Below are 23493 nucleotides of genomic sequence, written 5' to 3' on the forward strand. Positions count from 1 at the left end.
GAGGCCTTCCGTGATCCAGTTTTTACTTAACCAGGAACTCCGTAGTGAGCACGCCCTGGACCCAAACCTGACCGTGCTCAATTATCTGCGCGACCATGTGGGCAAACCCGGCACCAAAGAAGGCTGCGCCAGCGGTGACTGTGGCGCCTGCACCGTGGTGGTCGGCGAGTTGCAAACGGATGACGATGGCCGCGAACACATTCGTTATCGCAGCCTCAATTCGTGCCTGACGTTCGTCTCGTCACTGCACGGCAAACAATTGATCAGCGTTGAAGACCTCAAGCACAAAGGCCAACTGCACAGCGTGCAACAAGCCATGGTCGAGTGCCACGGTTCGCAATGCGGCTTCTGCACCCCCGGCTTTGTCATGTCGCTGTTCGCCCTGCAAAAGAACAGTGATCAACCGGACTCGCACAAGGCCCACGAAGCGCTGGCCGGCAACCTGTGCCGCTGCACCGGCTATCGACCGATCCTGGAAGCGGCCCAACAGTCCTGCTGTGGCAAAAAACCGGATCAGTTCGACGCCCGTGAAGCCGAGACCATCGCGCGCCTGAAAGCCATCGCCCCCACCGCCATCGGCGAACTCAACAGTGGCGACAAGCGCTGCCTGGTGCCGTTGACTGTCGCCGACCTGGCCGACCTCTATGACGCTTATCCACAAGCCCGCCTGCTGGCCGGCGGCACGGACCTGGCGCTGGAAGTCACGCAGTTCCACCGTACCTTGCCGGTGATGATCTATGTCGGCAACGTCGCCGAGATGAAGCGCATCGAGCGCTTCGACGATCGCCTGGAAATCGGCGCCGCCACCGCCCTCTCCGATTGCTACGAAGCGCTGAACGCCGAATACCCGGATTTCGGTGAACTGCTGCAACGCTTTGCGTCCCTGCAGATCCGCAACCAGGGCACCCTCGGCGGCAACATCGGCAACGCCTCGCCCATCGGCGACTCACCTCCCCTGCTGATCGCCCTCGGTGCGCAGATCGTGCTGTGCAAAGGTGAAACCCGTCGCACCCTGGCGCTGGAGGATTACTTCATCGATTACCGGGTGACGGCGCGCCAGGAAAGCGAGTTCATCGAGAAGATCATCGTGCCGCGTGCCAGCGCCGAACAACTGTTCCGCGCCTACAAGGTGTCCAAGCGTCTGGACGATGATATTTCCGCGGTCTGTGCCGCGTTCAACATCCGTGTGGAAAACGGCGTGATCGCCGATGCCCGCGTGGCTTTCGGCGGCATGGCGGCCATCCCGAAACGTGCCAGCACCTGCGAAGCCATGTTGGCTGGTGCACCGTTCAACAGCGCCACCGTCGAGCGCGCCTGCGCCGCACTGGCCGAAGATTTCACCCCGCTGTCGGACTTCCGCGCGAGCAAGGAATACCGCCTGCTCAGCGCGCAGAACCTGCTGCGCAAATACTTCATCGAACTGCAAACACCGCACATCGAGACTCGGGTGACCGCTTATGTCTAATCATCACGCTGTAGAGAAGACCCAAGCCGAACTGGCTGAACTGTTCGCCAAGGACCTGACCACCGGTGTCGGCCGCAGCGTCAAGCACGACAGTGCCGCCAAGCATGTGTCCGGTGAAGCGCAGTACATCGATGACCGCCTGGAATTTCCGAACCAGTTGCACGTCTATGCGCGCCTGTCAGACCGCGCCCACGCGAAAATCATCAGCATCGACACCGCGCCCTGCTACGCCTTCGAAGGCGTGCGCATCGCCATCACTCATGAAGACGTGCCAGGCCTGAAAGACATCGGCCCGTTGCTGCCGGGCGACCCGTTGCTGGCCATCGATACCGTGGAATTCGTCGGTCAACCGGTGATCGCCGTCGCGGCGAAAGACCTGGAAACAGCGCGCAAAGCCGCGATGGCCGCAATCATCGAATACGAAGATCTGGAGCCGGTACTGGACGTGGTCGAAGCCCTGCGCAAACGCCACTTCGTGCTCGACAGCCACACCCATCAACGCGGCGACTCAGTCACTGCATTGGCCACCGCTGAACATCGCATCCAGGGCACGCTGCACATCGGCGGCCAGGAACACTTCTACCTCGAAACCCAGATCTCGTCGGTGATGCCCACCGAAGACGGCGGCATGATCGTTTACTGCTCGACCCAGAACCCCACCGAAGTGCAAAAACTGGTGGCCGAAGTGCTGGACGTGTCGATGAACAAGATCGTCGTCGACATGCGCCGCATGGGCGGTGGTTTCGGCGGCAAGGAAACCCAGGCAGCGAGCCCTGCGTGCCTGTGTGCCGTGATCGCGCACCTCACCGGCCAACCGACCAAGATGCGCCTGCCACGTGTCGAAGACATGCTGATGACCGGCAAGCGTCACCCGTTCTACGTTGAGTACGACGTGGGCTTCGACAGCACCGGTCGCCTGCATGGCATCAACCTCGAACTGGCTGGCAACTGCGGCTGCTCGCCGGACCTGTCGGCGTCGATTGTCGACCGTGCGATGTTCCACTCCGACAACTCGTACTACCTGGGCGATGCGACCATCAACGGTCACCGCTGCAAGACCAACACCGCGTCGAACACGGCCTATCGCGGCTTTGGCGGCCCGCAAGGGATGGTCGCCATCGAAGAAGTGATGGACGCGATTGCCCGTCACCTGGCCCTCGATCCGCTGGCCGTGCGCAAGGCCAACTATTACGGCAAGACCGAGCGCAACGTCACCCATTACTACCAGACCGTCGAGCACAACATGCTCGAAGAAATGACCGCCGAACTGGAAGAAAGCAGCCAGTACGCCGAACGCCGCGAAGCGATTCGTCGCTACAACGCCAACAGCCCGATCCTGAAAAAAGGCCTGGCGCTGACCCCGGTCAAATTCGGCATTTCGTTCACCGCCAGCTTCCTCAACCAGGCGGGTGCGCTGATCCACGTCTACACCGACGGCAGCATCCACTTGAACCACGGCGGCACCGAAATGGGCCAGGGTTTGAACACCAAGGTCGCGCAAGTCGTGGCCGAAGTGTTCCAGGTGGAAATGGACCGCGTGCAGATCACCGCGACCAACACCGACAAAGTGCCAAACACCTCGCCGACGGCCGCTTCCAGCGGTGCCGACCTGAACGGCAAGGCTGCACAGAACGCCGCCGAAACCATCAAGCAGCGCTTGGTCGAATTTGCCGCGCGCCAGTACAAAGTCAGCGAAGAAGACGTGGAATTCCACAACGGTCACGTGCGGGTTCGCGATCACATCCTGACGTTTGAAGCGCTGATCCAGCAGGCTTATTTCGCGCAGGTGTCACTGTCGAGTACCGGCTTCTACAAGACCCCGAAAATCTACTACGACCGCAGTCAGGCCCGCGGTCGTCCGTTCTACTACTTCGCCTTTGGCGCCGCGTGCTGCGAGGTGATCGTCGACACCCTGACCGGCGAGTACAAAATGCTGCGCACCGACATCCTCCACGACGTCGGCGCCTCGCTGAACCCGGCCATCGACATCGGCCAGGTCGAAGGCGGATTCATTCAGGGCATGGGGTGGCTGACCATGGAAGAGCTGGTCTGGAATGCCAAAGGCAAACTGATGACCAACGGCCCGGCCAGCTACAAGATCCCGGCCGTGGCGGACATGCCGCTGGACCTGCGGGTGAAGCTGGTGGAGAACCGCAAGAACCCGGAAGACACGGTGTTCCATTCCAAGGCCGTGGGCGAGCCGCCGTTCATGCTGGGCATTGCGTCGTGGTGCGCGATCAAGGACGCCGTGGCGAGCCTGGGTGACTACAAGCATCAACCGAAAATCGACGCACCGGCGACGCCGGAGCGGGTGTTGTGGGGCTGTGAGCAAATGCGCCAGTTGACGGCAGTGAAGGCTGTTGAGGCCGAGACCGAGTTGGCTTCGCTTTAAGACCGCAGTGCGGCCATCGCGAGCAAGCTCGGCTCCCACAGGGATTGCACGAAACCTGTAGGAGCATGGCTTGCCAGCGATGAGGCCCGAACAGACAACAAAAGATGTCGAGGTGAATATGTACAACTGGATCGACGCCCTCGCCGACCTGCAATCCCAGGGTGAACCCTGCGTGTTGGTAACCATCATCGAAGAGCTCGGCTCGACGCCGCGCAATGCCGGTTCGAAGATGGTCATCAGCGCAACCCAGAGCTTCGACACCATCGGTGGCGGGCACTTGGAATACAAAGCCATGCACATCGCCCGCGACATGCTCGCCAGCGGTAAGCAAGACACACATCTGGAGCGTTTCAGCCTGGGCGCCAGCCTCGGCCAGTGCTGCGGTGGCGCGACGGTGTTGCTGTTCGAACCGATGGGCCAGGTCCAGGCACAGATCGCCGTATTCGGTGCCGGCCACGTTGGCCGCGCATTGGTGCCACTGCTCGCCAGCCTGCCTTGCCGGGTACGCTGGATCGATTCGCGCGAAGACGAGTTCCCGGAACAGATCCCCCACGGCGTGCGCAAAATCGTTTCCGAAGAACCTGTGGATGAAATCGACGACCTGCCCGCCGGCAGCTACTGCATCGTCATGACCCACAATCACCAACTCGACCTCGAACTCACCGCCGCCATCCTCAAGCGCAACGACTTCGCCTACTTCGGCCTGATCGGTTCGAAGACCAAACGGGTGAAATTCGAACATCGCCTGCGCGACCGTGGTTTCGACAGCGGCGTCGTGCAACGCATGCGCTGCCCGATGGGTATCGGCGAAGTCAAAGGCAAGCTGCCTGTGGAAATTGCCATCTCCATCGCCGGCGAAATCATCGCCACCTATAACGCGAATTTCGGCCAGCAGACCGCCAGCGCCGGATCATCGATTGCCAAACTGCTGCCTGCTTCACGCCGCAGCCAAGCCTCCAATTGATAAGCCTAAAAACCGAGAGCCCCCATGCCTTTGACTCGCAAAGCTTACCGCGCCGCCATCCTGCACAGCATTGCCGACCCTGCTGAAGTCGGCATTGAAGCCTCGTACGAGTATTTCGAAGACGGCTTGCTGGTGGTCGACAACGGCCAGATCAGCGCGCTCGGCCACGCCAGCGACTTGCTGCCGACCCTGCCGGCCGACATTGAAATCACCCATTATCAGGATGCGTTGATCACCCCGGGTTTCATCGACACCCACATCCACTTGCCGCAAACCGGCATGGTCGGTGCCTACGGTGAACAACTGCTGGACTGGCTCAACACTTACACCTTCCCGTGTGAAAGCCAGTTCGCCGACAAGGCCCATGCGGACCAGGTGGCGGACATTTTCATCAAGGAACTGCTGCGCAACGGCACCACCACCGCACTGGTGTTCGGTAGCGTGCATCCACAATCGGTGAACTCATTCTTCGAGGCCGCCGAACAGTTGGACCTGCGCATGATCGCCGGCAAGGTGATGATGGACCGCAACGCCCCGGACTACCTGACCGACACCGCCGAATCCAGCTACGTCGAAAGCAAGGCATTGATCGAGCGCTGGCACGGCAAGGGTCGCCTGCACTACGCCGTCACCCCGCGCTTTGCGCCGACCAGCACCCCGGAACAACTGACCCTCGCCGGCCAACTGCTCAGCGAATTCCCTGACGTGTACATGCAGACCCACATCAGCGAAAACCTGAAGGAAATCGAGTGGGTCAAGGAGCTGTTCCCCGAGCGCAAGGGCTACCTCGACGTTTACGATCACTACCAATTGCTGGGTGAACGCTCGGTGTTCGCTCATGGCGTGCATCTGTGCGACGACGAGTGTGCGCGGCTCGCGGAAACCGGCTCGGCAATCGCCTTCTGCCCAACGTCGAACTTCTTCCTCGGCAGCGGTTTGTTCAATCTGCCGATGGCCGAGAAGCACAAGCTCAATGTCGGCATCGGCACCGATGTGGGCGGCGGCACCAGCTTTTCGATCCTGCAGACGTTGAACGAAGCGTACAAAGTCATGCAGTTGCAAGGCGCACGCCTGAGCCCGTTCAAATCGCTGTACCTGGCCACCCTGGGCGGTGCGCGTGCGCTGCGCCTGGAAGACAAGATCGGCACCTTGCTGCCGGGCACCGATGCCGACTTCCTGGTGCTGGATTACAACGCCACGCCGCTGCTGGGCTATCGCTTGAAACAGGCCAACAACATTGCCGAGACGTTGTTTGTGTTGATGACGCTGGGGGATGACCGGACTGTTCTGCAGACGTATGCGGCGGGGAATCTGGTGCATCAGCGCTAAGGTATTCCGGGCTGATCGTTCCAACGCTCTGCGTGGGAATGCCTCTAGGGACGCTCCGCGTCCAGTGACGCGGAGCGTCACGGGCTGCATTCCCACGCAGAGCGTTGGAACGATCAGACGCTCAAAAAAATCCCCCGCAGTCTTCAGGCTACGGGGGATTTTTTTGTCCCGGGTCTATCAGAGTTTCGCGGCCGACCGCCCTGGCTTTTTGGTCTGCAACAAATGCGAGAACACCGCGTGCAAATCATCCGACGCGCTTTCTTCGTCGAGGTTGAGTTTGCTGTCGATGTGATCCATGTGATGCATCATCAAATTCACCGCCAGCTCAGCGTTGCGCGCTTCGATGGCATCGATCAGTTGGGTGTGTTCATCGTAGGAACAGTGGGAACGGTTGCCACTTTCATATTGGGCGATGATCAATGAAGTCTGCGATACCAGGCTGCGCTGGAAGCTGATCAATGGCGCGTTCTTCGCCGCTTCGGCGAGTTTGAGGTGGAATTCACCCGACAGACGGATGCCCGCACCGCGATCGCCACGGGAGAAGCTGTCGCGCTCATCGTTGACCATTTGCCGCAACTCGGCGAGCTGCTCGGCGGTGGCATGCTCCACCGCCAGTTCGGTGATGGCCCGCTCCACCAGACGTCGGGCGAAGAACACCTGACGGGCCTCTTCGACGCTCGGGCTGGCGACGACCGCGCCACGGTTCGGACGCAGCAGCACCACGCCTTCATGGGCCAGGCGCGAGAGTGCGCGACGAATGATGGTGCGACTGACCCCGAAAATTTCCCCCAGCGCTTCTTCGCTCAACTTGGTGCCGGGCGCCAGGCGCTGTTCGAGGATGGCCTCGAAGATATGCGCGTAGACAATATCGTCCTGGGTACCGCTGCGGCCGGCTTTGCCTGCTCGCGGTTGTTTCTTGAGGGGCTGCAACTGTTCGTTCATGGGCACTCGAGTCGGGGGAGAACTGCGGCGAATTGACGGTGACTGTAATACGGCACAGTGGGTCGCTGGCAAGTATCGCGTAAAAAACACCGCGATTGTACACAATGGATGGTGGCAACACGACTGTACGGCTGTTTGTCGCTTCCGCTGTATTGCAACGATCCGCTACGTTTGAGTTTAGGCTTGAACGCAGAATCCGCGCGTTAACCCGATCCCTGTAGCAGCTGGCGAAGCCTGCGTTCGGCTGCGTAGCAGTCGTAAAACCTGAATACGCGGGCTCCCTTATACGCCGTGCCGGCTGATCTCACGACTGCTTCGCAGCCGAACGCAGGCTTCGCCAGCTGCTACAAAGGGCCTGGGCATCTCCACTAGAACAAGGAACAACGCCGTCATGAACGACGCCACGCACACGCAGCTCCGTCCCTTGGCCGACACCTCGCCATCGGCCATCGTCGCCGGTTTCATTGCGATGATGACCGGCTACACCAGCTCCCTGGTCCTGATGTTCCAGGCCGGACAAGCGGCGGGCCTGACCAGTGGGCAGATTTCGTCGTGGATCTGGGCGATCTCGATTGGCATGGCGGTGTGCTCGATCGGTTTGTCCCTGCGTTATCGCACCCCCATCACCATTGCCTGGTCGACCCCCGGCGCGGCGTTGCTGATTACCAGCCTGGGCGGTGTGAGTTATGGCGAAGCCATCGGTGCCTACATCACCTGCGCGGTGCTGGTGACGATTTGCGGCCTGACCGGCAGCTTTGAACGATTGGTGAAAAAGATTCCGGCATCCCTGGCCGCGGCGCTGCTGGCGGGGATTCTGTTCAAGATCGGCAGCGAAATCTTCGTCGCCGCCCAGCACCGCACCGGGCTGGTGCTGGGCATGTTCTTCACGTACTTGCTGGTCAAACGCCTGTCGCCGCGTTATGCCGTACTGGCCGCGCTGTTGATCGGCACCGCATTGTCAGGGGCCATGGGGCTGCTGGATTTCACTGGTTTCCATCTGGAGGTGGCCACGCCGGTCTGGACCACCCCGCATTTCTCCCTGGCTGCAACCATCAGTATCGGAATTCCCCTGTTCGTGGTGGCCATGACCTCGCAGAACATGCCGGGCATCGCCGTCCTGCGTGCCGATGGCTACACTGTGCCGGCCTCACCGCTGATCACCACCACCGGCATCGCCTCGTTGCTACTGGCTCCGTTCGGCTCCCACGGCATCAACCTCGCGGCCATCAGCGCGGCGATCTGCACCGGGCCGCACGCCCACGAAGATCGCAACAAACGCTACACGGCAGCAGTGTGGTGCGGGATTTTCTACGGGATTGCCGGGGTGTTCGGCGCGACGCTGGCGGCGCTGTTTGCCGCATTGCCGAAAGAGTTGGTGCTGTCGATCGCGGCACTGGCGCTGTTTGGCTCGATCATCAATGGCTTGAGCATTGCCATGACCGAAGTGAAGGAGCGGGAAGCGGCGTTGATTACCTTTATGGTCACGGCGTCAGGGCTGACACTGTTTTCCATCGGTTCGGCGTTCTGGGGGATTGTGGCGGGGGTGGTGACGCTGGTGATTCTGAATTGGCGTAAAAGTTAAACGCTTCGCAGCCTCGTTTCACTCGACAGCTGCTACAGGACCACAAAATCCATGTAGCAGCTGTCGAGTGAAACGAGGCTGCGTGCATTTAATCTGCACATAAAAAAACGGCGACCCTTGGGTCGCCGCTTTTTTAAGACAAAAAGCTATGACATCAAGCTACCGGATTGATCGGCTTTTCCGGGTACCAGACGTCCAGCAGCGGGCTGACTTCAACGCTGGTCAGCTCGGTGCGGCCTTTGAGCCAGGCTTCAACGGCAGCGCGTTGTTCAGCGCTGACCGAGCCACGCTTCTGCAGGCAAACCAGACCGTAGTCGTCGCCGCCAACATAGCCCAGACCGTTGGCTTCCATGGCTTCTTTGAGGAACGCGTCGAGGAAAGCATCAATGGCTTCATCAGCCAAATCTTCTTTGAAATCCAGGTTCAGTTCGAAACCCAGCTCTTGAAATTCATCGACGCACAGTTTTTTGCGCAGACGCTGGGAACGGTTAGTCGCCATTGGAACAATCCTCAAAAGTAATAACGGGCGGCACTTTAGCAGTTTAAGCCGCTTATTGCCCGACTCTCTGGCCGCCAATGCTGACCGTCGGTAAAAAAATAGCGGTTTAGAGGGGTATCGCAAGGCACAAGCCATCAAGCCTTGGGGCATAATGCCGACACGTTCATGACCACTGAGGGATTTTTATCGCCATGCCCTCGTCTTTTCCCCCCTCGCCTGTAGGGTTTTACTGCACATGATCAAATCTTTGCGTCCATTGCTGCTGGCCGGTTTCATTCTTCCCCTGGCCCTCTCCGTTTCCGCCGCTCCAATCAACACTGCGCTCTCGCCCAACGTCGAAAAAGCCCTCAAGGCCAGCAAATTGCAGGACAGCGCCTTGTCGCTGGTGATGATTCCGCTCACCGGCCCAGGCACTCCCACCGTTTTCAACGCGGATGTTTCGGTCAACCCAGCCTCGACCATGAAGCTGGTCACCACCTATGCGGCGCTGGAAATGCTCGGCCCCAACCACCAGTGGAAAACCGAGTTCTACACCGACGGCACCCTCAGCGGTGGCATCCTCAACGGCAACCTCTACCTCAAGGGTGGCGGCGATCCAAAGCTGAACATGGAAAAACTCTGGCTGCTGATGCGTGACCTGCGCGCCAACGGCGTGACGCAAATCACTGGCGACTTGGTGCTGGACCGCAGTTTCTTCACGCAACCGCAATTGCCCGAGTTCAACGACGATGGCAATGACGAGAACAAGCCGTTCCTGGTCAAGCCCGACTCGCTGATGGTCAACCTCAAGGCGCTGCGCTTCGTGGCGCGCAACGACAATGGCCGTGTGCTGGTGTCCGTAGAACCGCCGATTGCCAGCATCCGCATCGAAAACCAGGTCAAGGCCCTCAACTCCAAGCAATGCACCGGTGGCGTGCGTTACAACCCGGTAACCCAGGCCGATGGCAGCGTGACCGTGACCGTCGGTGGCCAGTTGGGCGATGGTTGCAGCTCCCAGACCTACCTGTCGCTGCTTGACCATGCGACCTACACCGCCGGCGCCGTGCGGGCAATCTGGAAAGAGCTGGGCGGCAGCATTCAGGGCAAGGATGTATTGGCGCCGACCCCAAGCAATGCCAAATTGCTGGCCCGCGCGTTTTCGCCGGACCTGGCGGAAATCATCCGCGACATCAACAAATACAGTAACAACACCATGGCTCAGCAACTGTTCCTGAGCCTGGGCCAGAAGTACCGCACGGACGCCGACGGCGACGACGCCAAAGCCGCGCAGCGTGTGGTTCGTCAGTGGCTGGCGAAGAAAGGCATCACCGCGCCGCACCTGGTGATGGAGAACGGTTCCGGCCTGTCCCGCGCCGAACGCGTCAGCGCTCGTGAAATGGCGTCGATGCTACAAGCCGCCTGGCACAGCCCTTACTCCGCCGAGTTCATTAGCTCGATGCCGATTGCCGGCACCGACGGCACCATGCGCAAACGCCTGAAGACTACTGCGATGCGCGGTGAAGCCCACGTCAAGACGGGCACCCTGAACACTGTGCGCGCCATCTCCGGCTTCAGCCGCGACGTCAATGGCAACACGTGGGCCGTGGTGGCGATCCTCAACGACAAAGCACCGTTTGGCGCATCGTCGGTACTGGATCAGGTCCTGCTGGACTTGTATCGCCAGCCGAAACTGCCGGAAACGGCTTCGGTGTTGTAACCCCCCGATCCGATCGTTCCCGCGCTCTGCGTGGGAACGCATTCAGGAGCGGACGCAGAGCGTCCATTGAGGCATTCCCACGCAGAGCGTGGGAACGATCAAATGTTGGAGCGGGCTTGCTCCCACATGGACTGTTTCCGGTCTTAGCTTGTCTGCGTCTCGACCCGATCCCGACCGGCCTGCTTCGCCGCGTAAACCCCCGAATCCGCCCGCAACAACAGCGCATCCGCGCCCTCTCCGACCTGCCAACTGGCAATCCCGAAACTCGCGGTAACGAACCCCACACCCTCGATCGGTGAACTGCGCAACCCTTGCCACAACTGCAAGGCCAGCACTTGCGCCTGCTCGCTGTCGGTGTCCGGGCACAACACCATGAACTCCTCGCCACCGAGGCGACAGAACACGTCTGTGCGCCGCAGTCGATGACCGATGCGCTCGCACACCACCTGCAACACCCGATCCCCCACGGCATGGCCATGTTGATCATTGATGCGTTTGAAGTGGTCGATGTCGAGCATGATCACCGACAACTCGCCCCCTCCGCGTTCGACGCGGGCCATTTCGGTGGTCAGGCGCTCCTGGAAGTAGCGGCGGTTATGAATCCCGGTCAGCGAATCGGTGATCGACAGCGCACGCAATTCTTGTTCTACCCGTTTCAAATCGGAGATGTCGGAAACGTAGCCATGCCAGAGCACGCCGCCACCGGGCTGCTCTTCAGGGGTCGCCTCACCGCGAACCCAGCGCAGGCCGCGCATGGGCAACTGCACGCGGTATTCCTCGCGCCACGGGCTGAGGGTGTCCGCCGACGCCCGGATCGAGGCCCGGACCCGGGTCGTGTCTTGTGGATGAATGCGCGTGAAGATCGATTCAGCGTTGAACAGCAGCACGTCCGGCTCGAGTTCGTAGATCTCGCGGATACCGTCGCTGGCATAGATCACGCTGAAGCGACCGTCGAATTCCATCTTGAATTGATAGATGCCGCCGGGGACATGGGCACTGAGTTTCTTCAACAACAGGTCCCGCGCCGCCAAGGCCTCATGGACGCGTTTGCGTTCGGTAATGTCGATGCAGATCGCCAGGTGACCGACCCACAGACCTTGCTCGTCGAGTACCGGGGTCGCCAGCATGTTGACCGCCAAATGGCTGCCATCGCGGCGCACCAGCGTCCACTCCCGCGCAGCGTTACCAATTTCATCGCCGTCTTTGACCAACATCGCCTGACAGGTTGGAATCGGTTTTCCATACCGCGCGCTCAACTCCGCCGCCCGTGCCACCAGCTCTCGGGGGAAATGCAGGTTTTCCAGAGTCATGCGCCCCACGACCTCAACGCCGGCGTAACCCAACATCTGCTCGGCACCGGCATTGAACGTGGTGATGACCCCGCGCAGATCGGTGGCGATGATCGCCACCTGGGTCGCCGCATTCAACACGCCACGCAACTGGCCGTGAGTGCCACGTAACTCCTGCTCGCGGGCGCGCAACTCCTCGGTCTGTTGCTCAACCATTTTCAGCGCTCGCTGACGCTGGCTGACCAACACGTACAGCAATGCGCTGACCAGCAGACTGAGCAAGCCGCCCAGCACTATCAGGGTCGTCACCGAGGAATGGTTGGCTTGTATAAAGGCTTCGCTGGGCTTGATGTCGACCTGATAGTCGTGATCGGCCATTCGCAATAGTCGGCTCGCGGACAAATCACTGGCCGCCGGTCCGTTGAAGGACTCGTAAAGCACTTCGTGCTGGTTGACGATCGACAAGTCGAGAATGCGGACCGAGAGATAGTCGTAATTGGCATCGGGCAAGCCATCCGCCAGCAACTGACGCATGCTGATCACCGCCATGACATAACCGTAGGGTTTTACCCCTGCGCCGCTTGGCGTGTTAGACACAATCACCGGGGCCACCAGCAGCACGCCACGCGCATAGGCCGGCTCGATACTGACCAGATGCATGGGCTGCGACACCGCCAGGCTGCCGCGTTTATCCGCTCGCTCAAGGGTCGCCCGACGCATCGGCTGAGCCCATAAGTCGTAACCCAGCGGCGAGCCCAGTCGGCTTAGCGTCTGGCTGTAAAGCACCACCACGTATTCATCGCGTTCAGCGGCCAATTGCAATTGACCATCGCTGGCGAGTTCACGAACGGTGAAATCGCTAAAGCCCTCGTCACGCACCTTGCGCTCGAACTCTGCGCGCTCGGCACGCGTCACGCGGGCCGCGAATGAATAGGCTTGAGCGCGGTGCAACAGGGGTTTGGTGAAACCGTCGAACTCCTCGCGGGAGACCGAGTCGGAATTGGCGAAGAACCGGCGCAGGCTGTCGAGGCGCTGCTCCTGGTCCTGAAATCGTTCTTCAATGCGGCTATAGCGTTCACTGGCCAGCAGTTGGAAGCGTTGCTTGAGTTGATGGCGAAACACGTTGACCGTCGACCAGGCCAACAACCCCGTCAGAACACACCCCATAAGCAATACCAGCAGCGCGACCAGCCAGGCCGACACATCTTCGCTGATAAAACCCAGGATCTTGGGGCGCACGGCGTGTAACGACATAAACGCAACTCACAACGCCAGGTGCGGGAAAGCCCATTGGCCATGAGAGAGTTATAGCTATTAGCCACTAATTTGACCAGCACTGAAAGAAGCCACAGAGCCTTTAAAAATCAAGGCTCTGTGGATCCAATCCACACAGCTATCAACGTGCGGTGATTTTCCATGCGCGGTGGATCTTGCCGTTGCGGGCGAAATCCGGATCGATGGTCTGGGCGGTGATTTCTTCGACCGCGTAACGCTGCGTGAGGTTTTCCTCAAGGGCGAACTTGCGGAAGTTGTTGGAGAAATACAACACGCCACCGGGTGCCAGGCGTGCCATCGCCAGGTCGATCAGTTGCACCTGATCGCGCTGCACGTCGAAGATCCCTTCCATGCGCTTGGAGTTGGAGAACGTCGGCGGGTCGATGAAGATCAGGTCGTACTCGTCACGGCAGGCGTCGAGCCAGACCATCACATCGCCCTGCTCCAGACGGTTCTTGTCAGAGAAACCGTTCAGCGACAGGTTGCGACGCGCCCAGTCCAGATAGGTTTTCGACAGGTCGACGCTGGTGGTGCTGCGTGCACCACCCTTGGCGGCGTGAACGCTGGCCGTCGCGGTGTAGCAATACAGGTTGAGGAAGCGCTTGCCGGCCGACTCTTTCTGAATGCGCATGCGCATCGGGCGGTGGTCAAGGAACAGCCCGGTGTCGAGGTAGTCAGTCAGGTTGACCAGCAGCTTCACGCCACCTTCGTTGACCTCGACGAACTTGCCCTGTGCGGCTTGACGCTCGTATTGCTTGGTGCCGCTCTGACGCTCGCGACGCTTGACCACCACGCGGCTCTTGTCGATGTTCAAGGCCTGCGGAATAGCGGCCAAGGCATCGAACATGCGTGCCGAGGCTTTTTCCGGATCGATGGATTTCGGCGCCGCGTATTCCTGAACGTGGACCCAATCCTGATACAGGTCGATGGCCATCGAGTATTCCGGCATGTCGGCGTCATACACGCGATAGCAGTCGATGCCTTCGCGCTTGACCCACTTGCCCATGGCTTTCAGGTTTTTTTGCAGGCGATTGGCAAACATCTGCCCGCCTTCGCTCAAACGCGGCTGCTCGATCACCGGCGCAGGTGCTGGTGTCGGTTTGATCGGGTTGCCGTTTTTGTTGTACTTGCGCTCTTCTGGCTCGCTCGGTGCCTGATCGTAAGCCGCCTGCTCGCGCTCGACCTGACGCTGCTCAGGGGTGCGACGCTCGCCGGTGACGAACTGGTCTGGCGTGACTTTGATCAGCAGCAGCTTGCACGGCAATGCGCCGTTCCAGAACGAATACTGCTTGTGACTGCGAATGCCCATGCGCTTGCCCAGATCCGGGGCGCCGGTGAACACCGCGGCTTCCCAGTTCAAGCAGGCCTGACGCAGACGCTCGCCGAGGTTTTGATAGAGGTAGAGCAAGCTCGCCTCGTCACCCAGACGCTCGCCGTAGGGAGGGTTGCAGATCACCAGGCCTTTCTGGTTCTGGTCCGGACGCGGCTCGAACGTACCGACTTCGCCCTGGTAGATCTTGATCCACTCGCTCAGGCCGGCACGCTCGACGTTGTTGCGGCCCGGTTGAATCAGGCGCGGGTCGGCTTCGTAACCGCGAATCCACAGCGGTGGCTTGGCCAGGCCGGCCGCGCAACGTTCGGTGGCCTCTTCGTGAAGCTTTTTCCACAGCGCCGGAACGTGGCCCAGCCAATGGGTAAAGCCCCACTGCTCGCGACGCAGGTTCGGCGCCATGTCGGCGGCGATCATCGCGGCTTCGACCAGGAACGTACCGACACCGCACATCGGGTCAGCCAGCGCGCCGCCTTCGGCCGCAATGCGTGGCCAGCCGGAACGGATCAGGATCGCGGCCGCCAGGTTTTCCTTCAGCGGTGCCGCGCCTTGCTGCAAGCGATAACCGCGCTGGTGCAGGCTGTGGCCGGACAAATCGAGAGAAAGAATCGCTTCGCCACGGTCCAGGCGCAGGTGAATGCGCAGGTCCGGGTTGAGTTTGTCGATCGACGGACGGTCACCTTGCGGGGTGCGCAGTTTGTCGACGATGGCGTCCTTGACCTTCAAGGCACCGAAGTGGGTGTTGTCGATGCCCGAACCGTGGCCGCTGAACTCGACGGCCAAGGTACCGGCGTTGAGCATGTGGTCTTGCCACTCGATGTCCAGTACGCCGTGGTACAGGTCTTCGGCGTCCTTCATCGGGAAACGCTTGAGCACCAGCAGCACCCGGTTCGCCAGACGCGACCACAGGCACAGGCGGTAAGCGGTTTCCATGGTGGCCATGCCGCGCACGGCCGAGGTGTGCTCGCGTGCCTCTTCAAGGCCAAGCCCGACGGCTTCCTCGATGAGCAGGCCTTCAAGGCCTTTTGGGCAGGTGAGGAAGATTTCGAATTGGTCGGACATGGGAATTTCAGAGCCTTTGGCGAAGTGAACCGGCAACGCATTGCCGATCCGGTTTTCAATCAGGCGCTTTTCTCGAAGAGCGCCCGCGTGGCACGAAGGTGTGCCGTCCCACCCCTGCTGCTCGGGTTAAAAGAGCTTAGATGCAAGGACAGATAAAATAGTTGATGCAACAAAATGTCATAAAGCGACCCTTCGTCGAATAATGCTTCCACCAACAGAAGTCATTCTCACTAAGGGATTACTCCCGTCATCCTGCGGGGGGCCGATCATACAGGGCTTTTGCCAATCAACACCGGGCATTCATCGTGATGCTTATGGCCTTAGCATCTTTATGGTTACGTTCTTATGACAAAACGATCATTCCCTCGATGTGACGCATTGGTTAGAACTCAACACAGGTTGACGCCGCAACGACGTCAACACCTTGGCTCGTCACGCCGGCAGCGAGCCCCCAACGGCAGAGTTTTTCTGCCAGACCTCAATAGAGGTCGACGCGATAAATACAGTCAACAAGTGAGGGCAACACCCTATGAGAAGACTTAAGCGTGATCCGTTGGAAAGAGCATTTTTGCGCGGATATCAATATGGCGTTGGTGGCAAATCCCGTGAGCTTTGCCCATTTACTCTACCGTCGGTACGCCAAGCCTGGATTAACGGCTGGCGAGAAGGACGCGGCGACAACTGGGACGGTATGACCGGCACTGCGGGAATCCACAGACTCAACGAACTTCACGCCGTCGGCTAATTTACAGGGCCAAACACTCCGACACGACAATCTGATGACTGACTGAATTAACCACGCACGTCCCATCCGGACGGCGGGCTCCGGCCCAGGGGCTCCTTCGAGGAGCCCTTTTTTATGCCTGCGTTCTAGCCAAACACCATCCCTGTAGCAGCTGCCGAGCCTGCGAGGCTGCGTCCGGCTGCGAAGCAGTCGTGAAATCAGACACCGCGATTTGCAGAGGCACCGTGCATGCAGGTTTGACGACTGCTGCGCAGCCGGACGCAGCCTCGCAGGCTCGGCAGCTGCTACACAATCAGCGCAGGGCTGCGATGGCGTCTACAGACTCACGAATCAGCGCCGGGCCTTTGTAAATGAAGCCGGAGTAAATCTGTACCAGGCTCGCACCTGCCGCGATTTTCTCTGCCGCGTGCTTGCCTTCGGTGATACCGCCCACGGCAATGATCGGCAAGCGACCCGCCAGTTCCGCCGCCAGTACTTTCACGGTGTGAGTGCTCTTGTCGCGAACCGGTGCACCGGACAGACCGCCCGCCTCGTCACCGTGCTCCATGCCTTCGACGCCGACGCGGCTGAGGGTGGTGTTGGTGGCGATCACTGCGTCCATGCCGGTTTCAATCAGCGCTTGTGCGACCTGCGCCGTTTCTTCGTCGCTCATGTCCGGCGCGATCTTGATCGCCAGCGGAACGTGTTTGCCATGACGCAAGGCCAGCTCTGCGCGGCGCGTGGCCAGATCAGCGAGCAACTGCTTGAGCGAATCACCGAACTGCAGGCTGCGCAGGCCCGGTGTGTTGGGCGAGCTGACGTTGACCGTCACATAGCTGGCATGGGCATAGACCTTGTCCAGGCAAATCAGGTAATCGTCGACCGCACGTTCAACCGGAGTGTCGAAGTTCTTGCCGATGTTGATACCCAGCACGCCCTTGTATTTGGCGGCGGCGACGCGGGCCAGCAGGTGATCGACGCCCAGGTTGTTGAAGCCCATGCGGTTGATGATCGCCTCGGCTTCGGGCAGGCGGAAAATCCGTGGCTTCGGGTTACCGGGTTGCGGACGCGGGGTGATGGTGCCGATTTCGACAAATCCAAAGCCCAACTGGGCGAAACCGTCGATGGCCGCGCCGTTTTTGTCCAGACCGGCGGCCAAACCGACCGGGTTCGGAAAATCCAGGCCCATGACCGACACCGGCATGTTCGCCGGAGCTTTGCACAGCAAGCCGTTGAGGCCCAAACGCCCACCCGCGCCGATCAGGTCCAGGGACAGATCGTGGGAGGTTTCCGGGGAAAGTTTGAACAACAGCTGACGGGCCAGGGTGTACATGGGCGGGTTTGACTCTGGGCTACGAAAAGTGGCGGCAATTATAGCCGCGCATCGGCGTCGCAGGCGAGGCACGCGACAAAATCAGCCCGCGATGGCATATGCCTTGCACCATCACCGCTATCAGCACTCATGCCAACGACGGGATGGGTCGAAAGACAAAGGCGTCGTCACTGGCCCTTGCTCTGGCAAGCCGCCCGGTACGGCGTTTTTTTTATGGAAGGTGCTTAACGATGATTGAAGTTCCAGCCACCCCCCTGGCCTGGGTCAATGGCAGCGATGCCCCGGAAAAGACCGACATCAATCTCGGCTTCATGGCCCTGAGCGACTGCGCCTCGGTCGTGGTCGCCGCCACCCAGGGGTTCGCCCAGCCCTACGGCCTGACCCTGAACCTCAAGCGTCAGTCGTCCTGGGCCAACCTGCGCGACAAGCTGGTCAGCGGCGAACTCGACGCCGCGCACAGCCTGTACGGCCTGATTTATGCGGTGCACCTGGGCATCGGCGGCGTAGCCTCGACTGACATGGCCGTGCTGATGGGGCTGAACCAGAACGGCCAGAGCATCAATCTCTCCCACGGTTTGCAGGCGCTGGGCGTGACCGGTCCTGAAGCACTCGACCGACACGTGCACCAAACTCGCCCAAAACTCACGTTCGCCCAGACATTTCCCACCGGCACCCACGCCATGTGGCTGTATTACTGGCTGGCGAGCCAGGGTATCCATCCGTTGCAGGATGTCGACAGCGTGGTGGTACCGCCACCGCAAATGGTCGCGCACCTGCAAGCGGGGCGTATCGACGGTTTTTGCGTGGGTGAGCCATGGGCCGCCAGCGCGGTGCAGCAAAACCTGGGGTTCACAATGGCGACCTCCCAGACCATCTGGCCCGACCACCCGGAAAAAGTCCTCGGCTGTACCCGTGCGTTTGTCGAGCACTACCCCAACACCGCGCGGGCCTTGGTGATGGCGATCCTGGAAGCCAGCCGCTTCATCGAGCAAAGCACGGAAAATCGCCGCAGCACTGCACAACTACTTAGTGCACCCGATTACCTCGACGCCCCTCTGGACTGCATTGAGCCACGTCTGCTGGGCGATTACGCCGACGGCCTGGGCAATCGCTGGCAGGACCCGCACGCACTGCGTTTCCACGCCGGTGGCGAGGTCAACGTTCCGTACCTGTCCGACGGCATGTGGTTCATGACCCAGTTTCGGCGCTGGGGTTTATTGCGCGACGATCCGGATTACCTCGACGTGGCCCGTCAGGTTCAGCAGTTGGACCTGTACCGCGAAGCCGCCAACGCCGTCGGTGTCGCCGCTTCGGATCAAGACATGCGCAGCAGCCAGTTGATCGACGGCAACGTCTGGGACGGTTCCGATCCGGTCGGCTATGCCCGCAGTTTCAAGCTGCACGCGATGAGCGACAGCTCTTACCGATTCGCCCACCGCTGACAGGAGACTGCGAACATGTTGCGTATCCTGCTGATCAACGACACGGCGAAAAAAGTCGGCCGCCTGAAAGCCGCGCTGACTGAAGCCGGATTCGAGGTGATCGACGAATCGGGTTTGACCATCGACCTGCCCGAGCGCGTCGAAACGGTGCGCCCGGACGTGATTCTGATCGATACCGAGTCACCGAGCCGCGATGTGATGGAACAAGTGGTGCTGGTCACCCGCGATCAGCCACGGCCGATCGTCATGTTTACCGATGAACATGACCCCGGCGTGATGCGTCAGGCGATCCAGTCCGGGGTCAGTGCCTACATCGTCGAAGGCATTCACGCACAACGCTTGCAGCCGATTCTCGACGTGGCCATGGCGCGGTTTGAAAGCGACCAGGCACTGCGCGCCCAATTGCATGCCCGCGACCAGCAACTGGCCGAGCGCAAGCGCATCGAGCTGGCCAAGGGGTTATTGATGAAGATGAAGCATTGCAACGAGGAAGAGGCCTACACGCTGATGCGCCGCCAGGCCATGAGCCGCCAGCAGAAACTGATTCAAGTGGCGGAGCAGATCATTGCCATGAGTGAGTTGCTCCAGTAACCGATCTCCCGAACCTGGCACAGATGATCGTTCCCACGCTCCGCGTGGGAATGCATCCCGTGACGCTCCGCGTCACAGCGTGAAGCGGATGCAGAGCGTCCACGGCGGCGTGACCACGCGGAGCGTGGGAACGATCTCCACCAGGTCTCGGTTGTTGGCACAGATTTGGCTATGTAATCACCACAGGTAACCAACGGCGGTTGCCCCACCTACGACAAAGACGTCGCTCACCTCATTTGCCCCTGGCGAATCGGGTAGCGGCGTTTTTTCGTTTTGGCCCCACAGCCCGGGGCCGGTGGTGCGGCCCAAAGGCGCCCCACCTGCTAGCTCATGACTCCTTCTCGAGACTCTTCACAGCTGAGGTGCGCGATGAATTCAAGCTTCTGGAAATCCGGCCATACCCCGACCCTGTTCGCGGCCTTTCTCTATTTCGACCTGAGTTTCATGGTCTGGTACCTGCTCGGCCCACTGGCAGTGCAGATCGCCGCCGACCTGCACCTGACCACGCAACAGCGCGGGCTGGTGGTGGCCACGCCGATTCTGGCCGGGGCCGTGCTGCGCTTCATCATGGGCATGCTGGCAGATCGGCTGTCGCCCAAAACCGCCGGGCTGATCGGCCAGGTCATTGTCATCTGTGCGCTGTTCGGCGCCTGGAAACTAGGCATTCACAGCTACGAGCAAGCGCTGGTGCTGGGCCTGTTCCTGGGCATGGCCGGTGCGTCCTTCGCCGTCGCCCTGCCGCTGGCGTCGCAATGGTATCCGCCGCAGCATCAAGGCAAAGCCATGGGCATCGCCGGAGCGGGCAACTCCGGCACGGTTCTGGCGGCATTGATCGCCCCGGTACTGGCGGCGGCATTCGGCTGGAGCAACGTGTTCGGCTTCGCCCTGATCCCGCTGATCCTGACCATTATCGTCTTCGCCTGGCTGGCGAAAAACGCACCGGAGCGGCCGAAAGCCAAATCCATGGCCGACTACTTCAAGGCCTTGGGTGACCGCGACAGCTGGTGGTTCATGTTTTTCTACAGCGTGACTTTCGGTGGTTTCATCGGCCTGGCCAGCGCCCTGCCCGGCTACTTCAACGACCAGTACGGCCTGAGCCCGGTGACCGCCGGTTACTACACCGCGGCCTGCGTGTTCGGCGGCAGCCTGATGCGTCCTTTGGGCGGCGCACTGGCCGACCGGTTCGGCGGTATTCGCACGCTGCTCGCGATGTACACCGTGGCCGCCGTCTGCATCGCGGCGGTGGGTTTCAATCTGCCGAGCTCCTACGCGGCGCTGGCACTTTTCGTCTGCACCATGCTCGGTCTGGGTGCAGGTAACGGCGCGGTTTTCCAGTTGGTGCCGCAGCGTTTTCGTCGGGAGATTGGTGTAATGACCGGTTTGATCGGCATGGCCGGCGGCATCGGCGGCTTCGCGTTGGCGGCCGGCATGGGCGCGATCAAGCAAAGCACCGGCAGCTACCAACTGGCGTTGTGGTTGTTCGCCAGCCTCGGTGTTCTGGCCTGGTTCGGCTTGCACGGGGTGAAACGTCGCTGGAGAACCACATGGGGTTCGGCCGCCGTGACGGCGGCTCGGGTCTGACGCCTCAATGAGCCTGCAATTGAGTTTTGCCGAAGCCAGCGCCACGGGGCCGCGCGAGGAAAATCAGGACGCCCTGCGCCTGGTGACGCCCGCCCCGGCATTGGCGGCGAGCAAGGGTTACTTGTTCGCCATTGCCGACGGCGTCAGCCAATGCGCCGACGGCGGCCTCGCCGCTCGCTCGACCTTGCAGGCCCTGGCGCTGGATTATTACGCCACCCCGGAAACCTGGGGTGTCGCCCAGGCATTGGACCGTCTGCTGCTGGCGCAAAATCGCTGGTTGCAGGCCAATGGCGGTGGGCAGCCGCTGCTGACCACCGTCAGCGCCCTGGTCATGCGCGGCAGGCGTTTTACCTTGGCCCATGTCGGCGATTGCCGCGTGTACCGCTGGCACGCGGATCAGTTGCAGCGCGTCAGCGAGGATCACGTCTGGGACCAACCGGGCATGCAACATGTGCTCAAACGGGCGCTGGGCCTCGACCAACATCTGGTGCTGGATTTTCTCGATGGCGAATTGCGCCTCAATGAAAGTTTTGTCCTGCTGAGCGATGGCATCTGGGCCGTGCTGGGCGATACGGCCATTGCCGCTATTTTGCGCGATCAGCCCGATCTGGACAGTGCCGCACAGACCTTGGTCAGCGCGGCGCACCTGGCCGGCAGCCAGGACAACGCCAGCGCCCTGCTGGTGCGCGTTGACGCCCTCGGTGAAACGAGCATCGGCGACGCACTGATTCATTTGCAGCAATGGCCGCTGCCTCCTGCACTGAAACCCGGTCAGTCCTTCGAAGGCTGGCAGGTCGAGGGGATCGCCGGCCAGAGCCAGCAGTCACTGCTCTACCGAGTGCGCGATGGGCAACAGCAACCCTGGCTACTGAAAACCTTGCCCGGTGCGCTGCGCGACGATCACTTGGCCGGGCAGGCACTGCTGTCGGAGGAATGGTTTCTCAAACGCGTGGCCGGACGGCATTTCCCTGAAGTCCATGCCGCCAGTCAGCGTCAGCATTTGTACTACGTGATGCGTGAATATTCCGGATCGACGCTGGCAGAACTGCACGCAGGTGTCGGACCACTGCCACTGGCTCAATGGCAAGACCTGGCCGAACGCCTGCTCCGCGCCGTGGGGCTGCTGCATCGCCGACAAATCCTGCACCGCGACATCAAACCGGACAACCTGCTGCTGGGGGACGACGGTGAGCTACGCCTGCTGGACTTCGGCCTCGCCTACTGCCCGGGCTTGTCCGAGGATCAACCCTCGGCCCTGCCCGGAACACCCAGCTATATCGCACCGGAAGCCTTTCGCGGGGGCATCCCGACGCCGCAACAAGACCTGTATGCCGTCGGCGTGACGTTGTACTGGCTGCTGACCGGGCACTATCCCTACGGCGAAATCGAAGCGTTTCAGCGGCCCCGGTTTGGTGTACCGGTGAGCGCCAGTCGCTACCGGCCGGATGTGCCCGACTGGATCGCGCAGTGTTTGCAACGGGCTGTCGCAGCGGATCCGCTTGTGCGCTTTGAAACGGCGGAAGAATGGTTGCTGGTACTGGAGCAAGGCGAGCGGCGCAGTTTGAGCGTGCGCCCCAAGCCGTTGCTGGAGCGCGAGCCGTTGAAAGTCTGGCGCACGATGGCGCTGGTGTCGTTGGTGGTTAATCTGGCGTTGCTGTTTCTAATGGTTCATGGCTGACACAGATCCCTTGTAGCCGCTGGCGAAGCCTGCGTCCGGCTGCGAAGCAGTCGTAGGCCCTGCACATAGGGTGAACCTGGCACACCGTGTCGTCTGAAATTGCGACTGCTTCGCAGCCGGACGCAGGCTTCGCCAGCTGCTACAGAAGCCGCGCCAATTGCGGGCGACGTGCATTGAATCGGTGCAAAAACGCTCCTGCCAAAGTCCGAAACCACGACTAAACCCAACAAACCCGTTGACCTGGAGCACTTGGCACAACCACTGCATTACCTTCTTCACCACACATAAAGCCCGGCCTTCAACGTAGAAGGCTGCGCTG

The 23493-nt window shown here is 60.7% G+C and carries 16 protein-coding genes; 11 read left to right on the top strand and 5 right to left on the bottom strand.

Annotation, left to right across the window (positions count from 1 at the left end):
* Positions 1-10 precede the first annotated feature (10 nt).
* From xdhA to guaD, 4 genes are all read left to right on the top strand, one after another.
* Positions 11-1465: a xanthine dehydrogenase small subunit gene (gene xdhA, locus C7534_RS12595; RefSeq protein ID WP_109785963.1), complete on the top strand. Its 1455-nt coding sequence runs from the start codon at positions 11-13 to the stop codon at positions 1463-1465.
* Positions 1458-3857 carry a xanthine dehydrogenase molybdopterin binding subunit gene (gene xdhB / locus C7534_RS12600; protein WP_046027034.1) on the top strand — a complete coding sequence of 800 codons (2400 nt, stop codon included), beginning with the start codon at positions 1458-1460 and terminating at the stop codon, positions 3855-3857. The genes xdhA and xdhB overlap by 8 nt, the downstream gene beginning before the upstream one ends.
* 118 nt (positions 3858-3975) lie before the next feature.
* Complete coding sequence (gene xdhC / locus C7534_RS12605; RefSeq protein ID WP_046027035.1) at positions 3976-4821, top strand: xanthine dehydrogenase accessory protein XdhC; 846 nt, start codon at positions 3976-3978, stop codon at positions 4819-4821.
* A 24-nt stretch (positions 4822-4845) separates the two neighbouring features.
* Positions 4846-6150, top strand: coding sequence for a guanine deaminase (gene guaD, locus C7534_RS12610; protein WP_109785964.1), 1305 nt, complete (start codon positions 4846-4848; stop codon positions 6148-6150).
* A 177-nt stretch (positions 6151-6327) separates the two neighbouring features.
* Here guaD and C7534_RS12615 read toward each other — a convergent pair whose 3' ends face one another.
* Positions 6328-7092, bottom strand: a complete 765-nt coding sequence (locus C7534_RS12615; protein WP_046027037.1) for a GntR family transcriptional regulator — start codon at positions 7090-7092, stop codon at positions 6328-6330.
* A gap of 391 nt (positions 7093-7483) precedes the next feature.
* On the opposite strand from C7534_RS12615, the gene C7534_RS12620 reads away from it, so the two are divergent.
* Positions 7484-8674: a benzoate/H(+) symporter BenE family transporter gene (locus C7534_RS12620; RefSeq protein WP_046027038.1), complete on the top strand. Its 1191-nt coding sequence runs from the start codon at positions 7484-7486 to the stop codon at positions 8672-8674.
* A 154-nt stretch (positions 8675-8828) separates the two neighbouring features.
* On the opposite strand, the gene C7534_RS12625 is transcribed toward C7534_RS12620, so the two are convergent.
* Positions 8829-9173: a YggL family protein gene (locus tag C7534_RS12625; RefSeq protein WP_007971486.1), complete on the bottom strand. Its 345-nt coding sequence runs from the start codon at positions 9171-9173 to the stop codon at positions 8829-8831.
* A gap of 235 nt (positions 9174-9408) precedes the next feature.
* Here C7534_RS12625 and dacB point away from each other — a divergent pair, with 235 nt between their 5' ends.
* On the top strand, positions 9409-10869 hold the full coding sequence (gene dacB / locus C7534_RS12630) for a D-alanyl-D-alanine carboxypeptidase/D-alanyl-D-alanine endopeptidase (protein ID WP_046027039.1): 1461 nt from the start codon (positions 9409-9411) through the stop codon (positions 10867-10869).
* Positions 10870-11012: 143 nt separating this feature from the next.
* Here the strand turns inward: dacB and C7534_RS12640 are convergent, their stop codons facing one another.
* Complete coding sequence (locus C7534_RS12640; RefSeq protein WP_109785966.1) at positions 11013-13412, bottom strand: sensor domain-containing diguanylate cyclase; 2400 nt, start codon at positions 13410-13412, stop codon at positions 11013-11015.
* Between the two features lie 142 nt (positions 13413-13554).
* Positions 13555-15825 carry a bifunctional 23S rRNA (guanine(2069)-N(7))-methyltransferase RlmK/23S rRNA (guanine(2445)-N(2))-methyltransferase RlmL gene (gene rlmKL / locus C7534_RS12645; RefSeq protein ID WP_046027041.1) on the bottom strand — a complete coding sequence of 757 codons (2271 nt, stop codon included), beginning with the start codon at positions 15823-15825 and terminating at the stop codon, positions 13555-13557.
* Between the two features lie 529 nt (positions 15826-16354).
* Between rlmKL and rmf the strand changes: the two genes are divergently transcribed.
* Positions 16355-16570: a ribosome modulation factor gene (gene rmf / locus C7534_RS12650; RefSeq protein ID WP_003223300.1), complete on the top strand. Its 216-nt coding sequence runs from the start codon at positions 16355-16357 to the stop codon at positions 16568-16570.
* Positions 16571-16862: 292 nt separating this feature from the next.
* Here the strand turns inward: rmf and C7534_RS12655 are convergent, their stop codons facing one another.
* On the bottom strand, positions 16863-17882 hold the full coding sequence (locus tag C7534_RS12655) for a quinone-dependent dihydroorotate dehydrogenase (protein ID WP_046027042.1): 1020 nt from the start codon (positions 17880-17882) through the stop codon (positions 16863-16865).
* A 230-nt stretch (positions 17883-18112) separates the two neighbouring features.
* Here C7534_RS12655 and C7534_RS12660 point away from each other — a divergent pair, with 230 nt between their 5' ends.
* The 4 genes from C7534_RS12660 to C7534_RS12675 all read left to right on the top strand — a co-directional run bounded on the left by C7534_RS12660 (position 18113) and on the right by C7534_RS12675 (position 23174).
* Complete coding sequence (locus C7534_RS12660; protein WP_109785967.1) at positions 18113-19324, top strand: CmpA/NrtA family ABC transporter substrate-binding protein; 1212 nt, start codon at positions 18113-18115, stop codon at positions 19322-19324.
* Between the two features lie 15 nt (positions 19325-19339).
* Complete coding sequence (locus C7534_RS12665) at positions 19340-19915, top strand: ANTAR domain-containing response regulator (RefSeq protein WP_046027044.1); 576 nt, start codon at positions 19340-19342, stop codon at positions 19913-19915.
* Between the two features lie 369 nt (positions 19916-20284).
* The gene (locus tag C7534_RS12670) at positions 20285-21496 is read left to right on the top strand and encodes a nitrate/nitrite transporter (RefSeq protein ID WP_046027045.1); all 1212 of its coding nucleotides are present in this window, start codon (positions 20285-20287) and stop codon (positions 21494-21496) included.
* A gap of 7 nt (positions 21497-21503) precedes the next feature.
* Positions 21504-23174 carry a bifunctional protein-serine/threonine kinase/phosphatase gene (locus tag C7534_RS12675; RefSeq protein ID WP_109785968.1) on the top strand — a complete coding sequence of 557 codons (1671 nt, stop codon included), beginning with the start codon at positions 21504-21506 and terminating at the stop codon, positions 23172-23174.
* Positions 23175-23493 lie beyond the last annotated feature (319 nt).

It is taken from the genome of Pseudomonas sp. OV226 (genome assembly GCF_003148705.1).
Taxonomy (GTDB): Bacteria; Pseudomonadota; Gammaproteobacteria; order Pseudomonadales; family Pseudomonadaceae; genus Aquipseudomonas.

Excerpts from the sequence above, each read along its gene's own strand:
- xdhB (WP_046027034.1), top strand. The coding sequence starts at position 1,458 with ATGTCTAATCATCACGCTGTAGAGAAGACCCAAGCCGAACTGGCTGAA.
- xdhC (WP_046027035.1), top strand. The coding sequence starts at position 3,976 with ATGTACAACTGGATCGACGCCCTCGCCGACCTGCAATCCCAGGGTGAA.
- guaD (WP_109785964.1), top strand. The coding sequence starts at position 4,846 with ATGCCTTTGACTCGCAAAGCTTACCGCGCCGCCATCCTGCACAGCATT.
- C7534_RS12615 (WP_046027037.1), bottom strand. The coding sequence starts at position 7,092 with ATGAACGAACAGTTGCAGCCCCTCAAGAAACAACCGCGAGCAGGCAAA.
- C7534_RS12620 (WP_046027038.1), top strand. The coding sequence starts at position 7,484 with ATGAACGACGCCACGCACACGCAGCTCCGTCCCTTGGCCGACACCTCG.
- C7534_RS12625 (WP_007971486.1), bottom strand. The coding sequence starts at position 9,173 with ATGGCGACTAACCGTTCCCAGCGTCTGCGCAAAAAACTGTGCGTCGAT.
- dacB (WP_046027039.1), top strand. The coding sequence starts at position 9,409 with ATGATCAAATCTTTGCGTCCATTGCTGCTGGCCGGTTTCATTCTTCCC.
- C7534_RS12640 (WP_109785966.1), bottom strand. The coding sequence starts at position 13,412 with ATGTCGTTACACGCCGTGCGCCCCAAGATCCTGGGTTTTATCAGCGAA.
- rlmKL (WP_046027041.1), bottom strand. The coding sequence starts at position 15,825 with ATGTCCGACCAATTCGAAATCTTCCTCACCTGCCCAAAAGGCCTTGAA.
- rmf (WP_003223300.1), top strand. The coding sequence starts at position 16,355 with ATGAGAAGACTTAAGCGTGATCCGTTGGAAAGAGCATTTTTGCGCGGA.
- C7534_RS12655 (WP_046027042.1), bottom strand. The coding sequence starts at position 17,882 with ATGTACACCCTGGCCCGTCAGCTGTTGTTCAAACTTTCCCCGGAAACC.
- C7534_RS12660 (WP_109785967.1), top strand. The coding sequence starts at position 18,113 with ATGATTGAAGTTCCAGCCACCCCCCTGGCCTGGGTCAATGGCAGCGAT.
- C7534_RS12665 (WP_046027044.1), top strand. The coding sequence starts at position 19,340 with ATGTTGCGTATCCTGCTGATCAACGACACGGCGAAAAAAGTCGGCCGC.
- C7534_RS12670 (WP_046027045.1), top strand. The coding sequence starts at position 20,285 with ATGAATTCAAGCTTCTGGAAATCCGGCCATACCCCGACCCTGTTCGCG.
- C7534_RS12675 (WP_109785968.1), top strand. The coding sequence starts at position 21,504 with ATGAGCCTGCAATTGAGTTTTGCCGAAGCCAGCGCCACGGGGCCGCGC.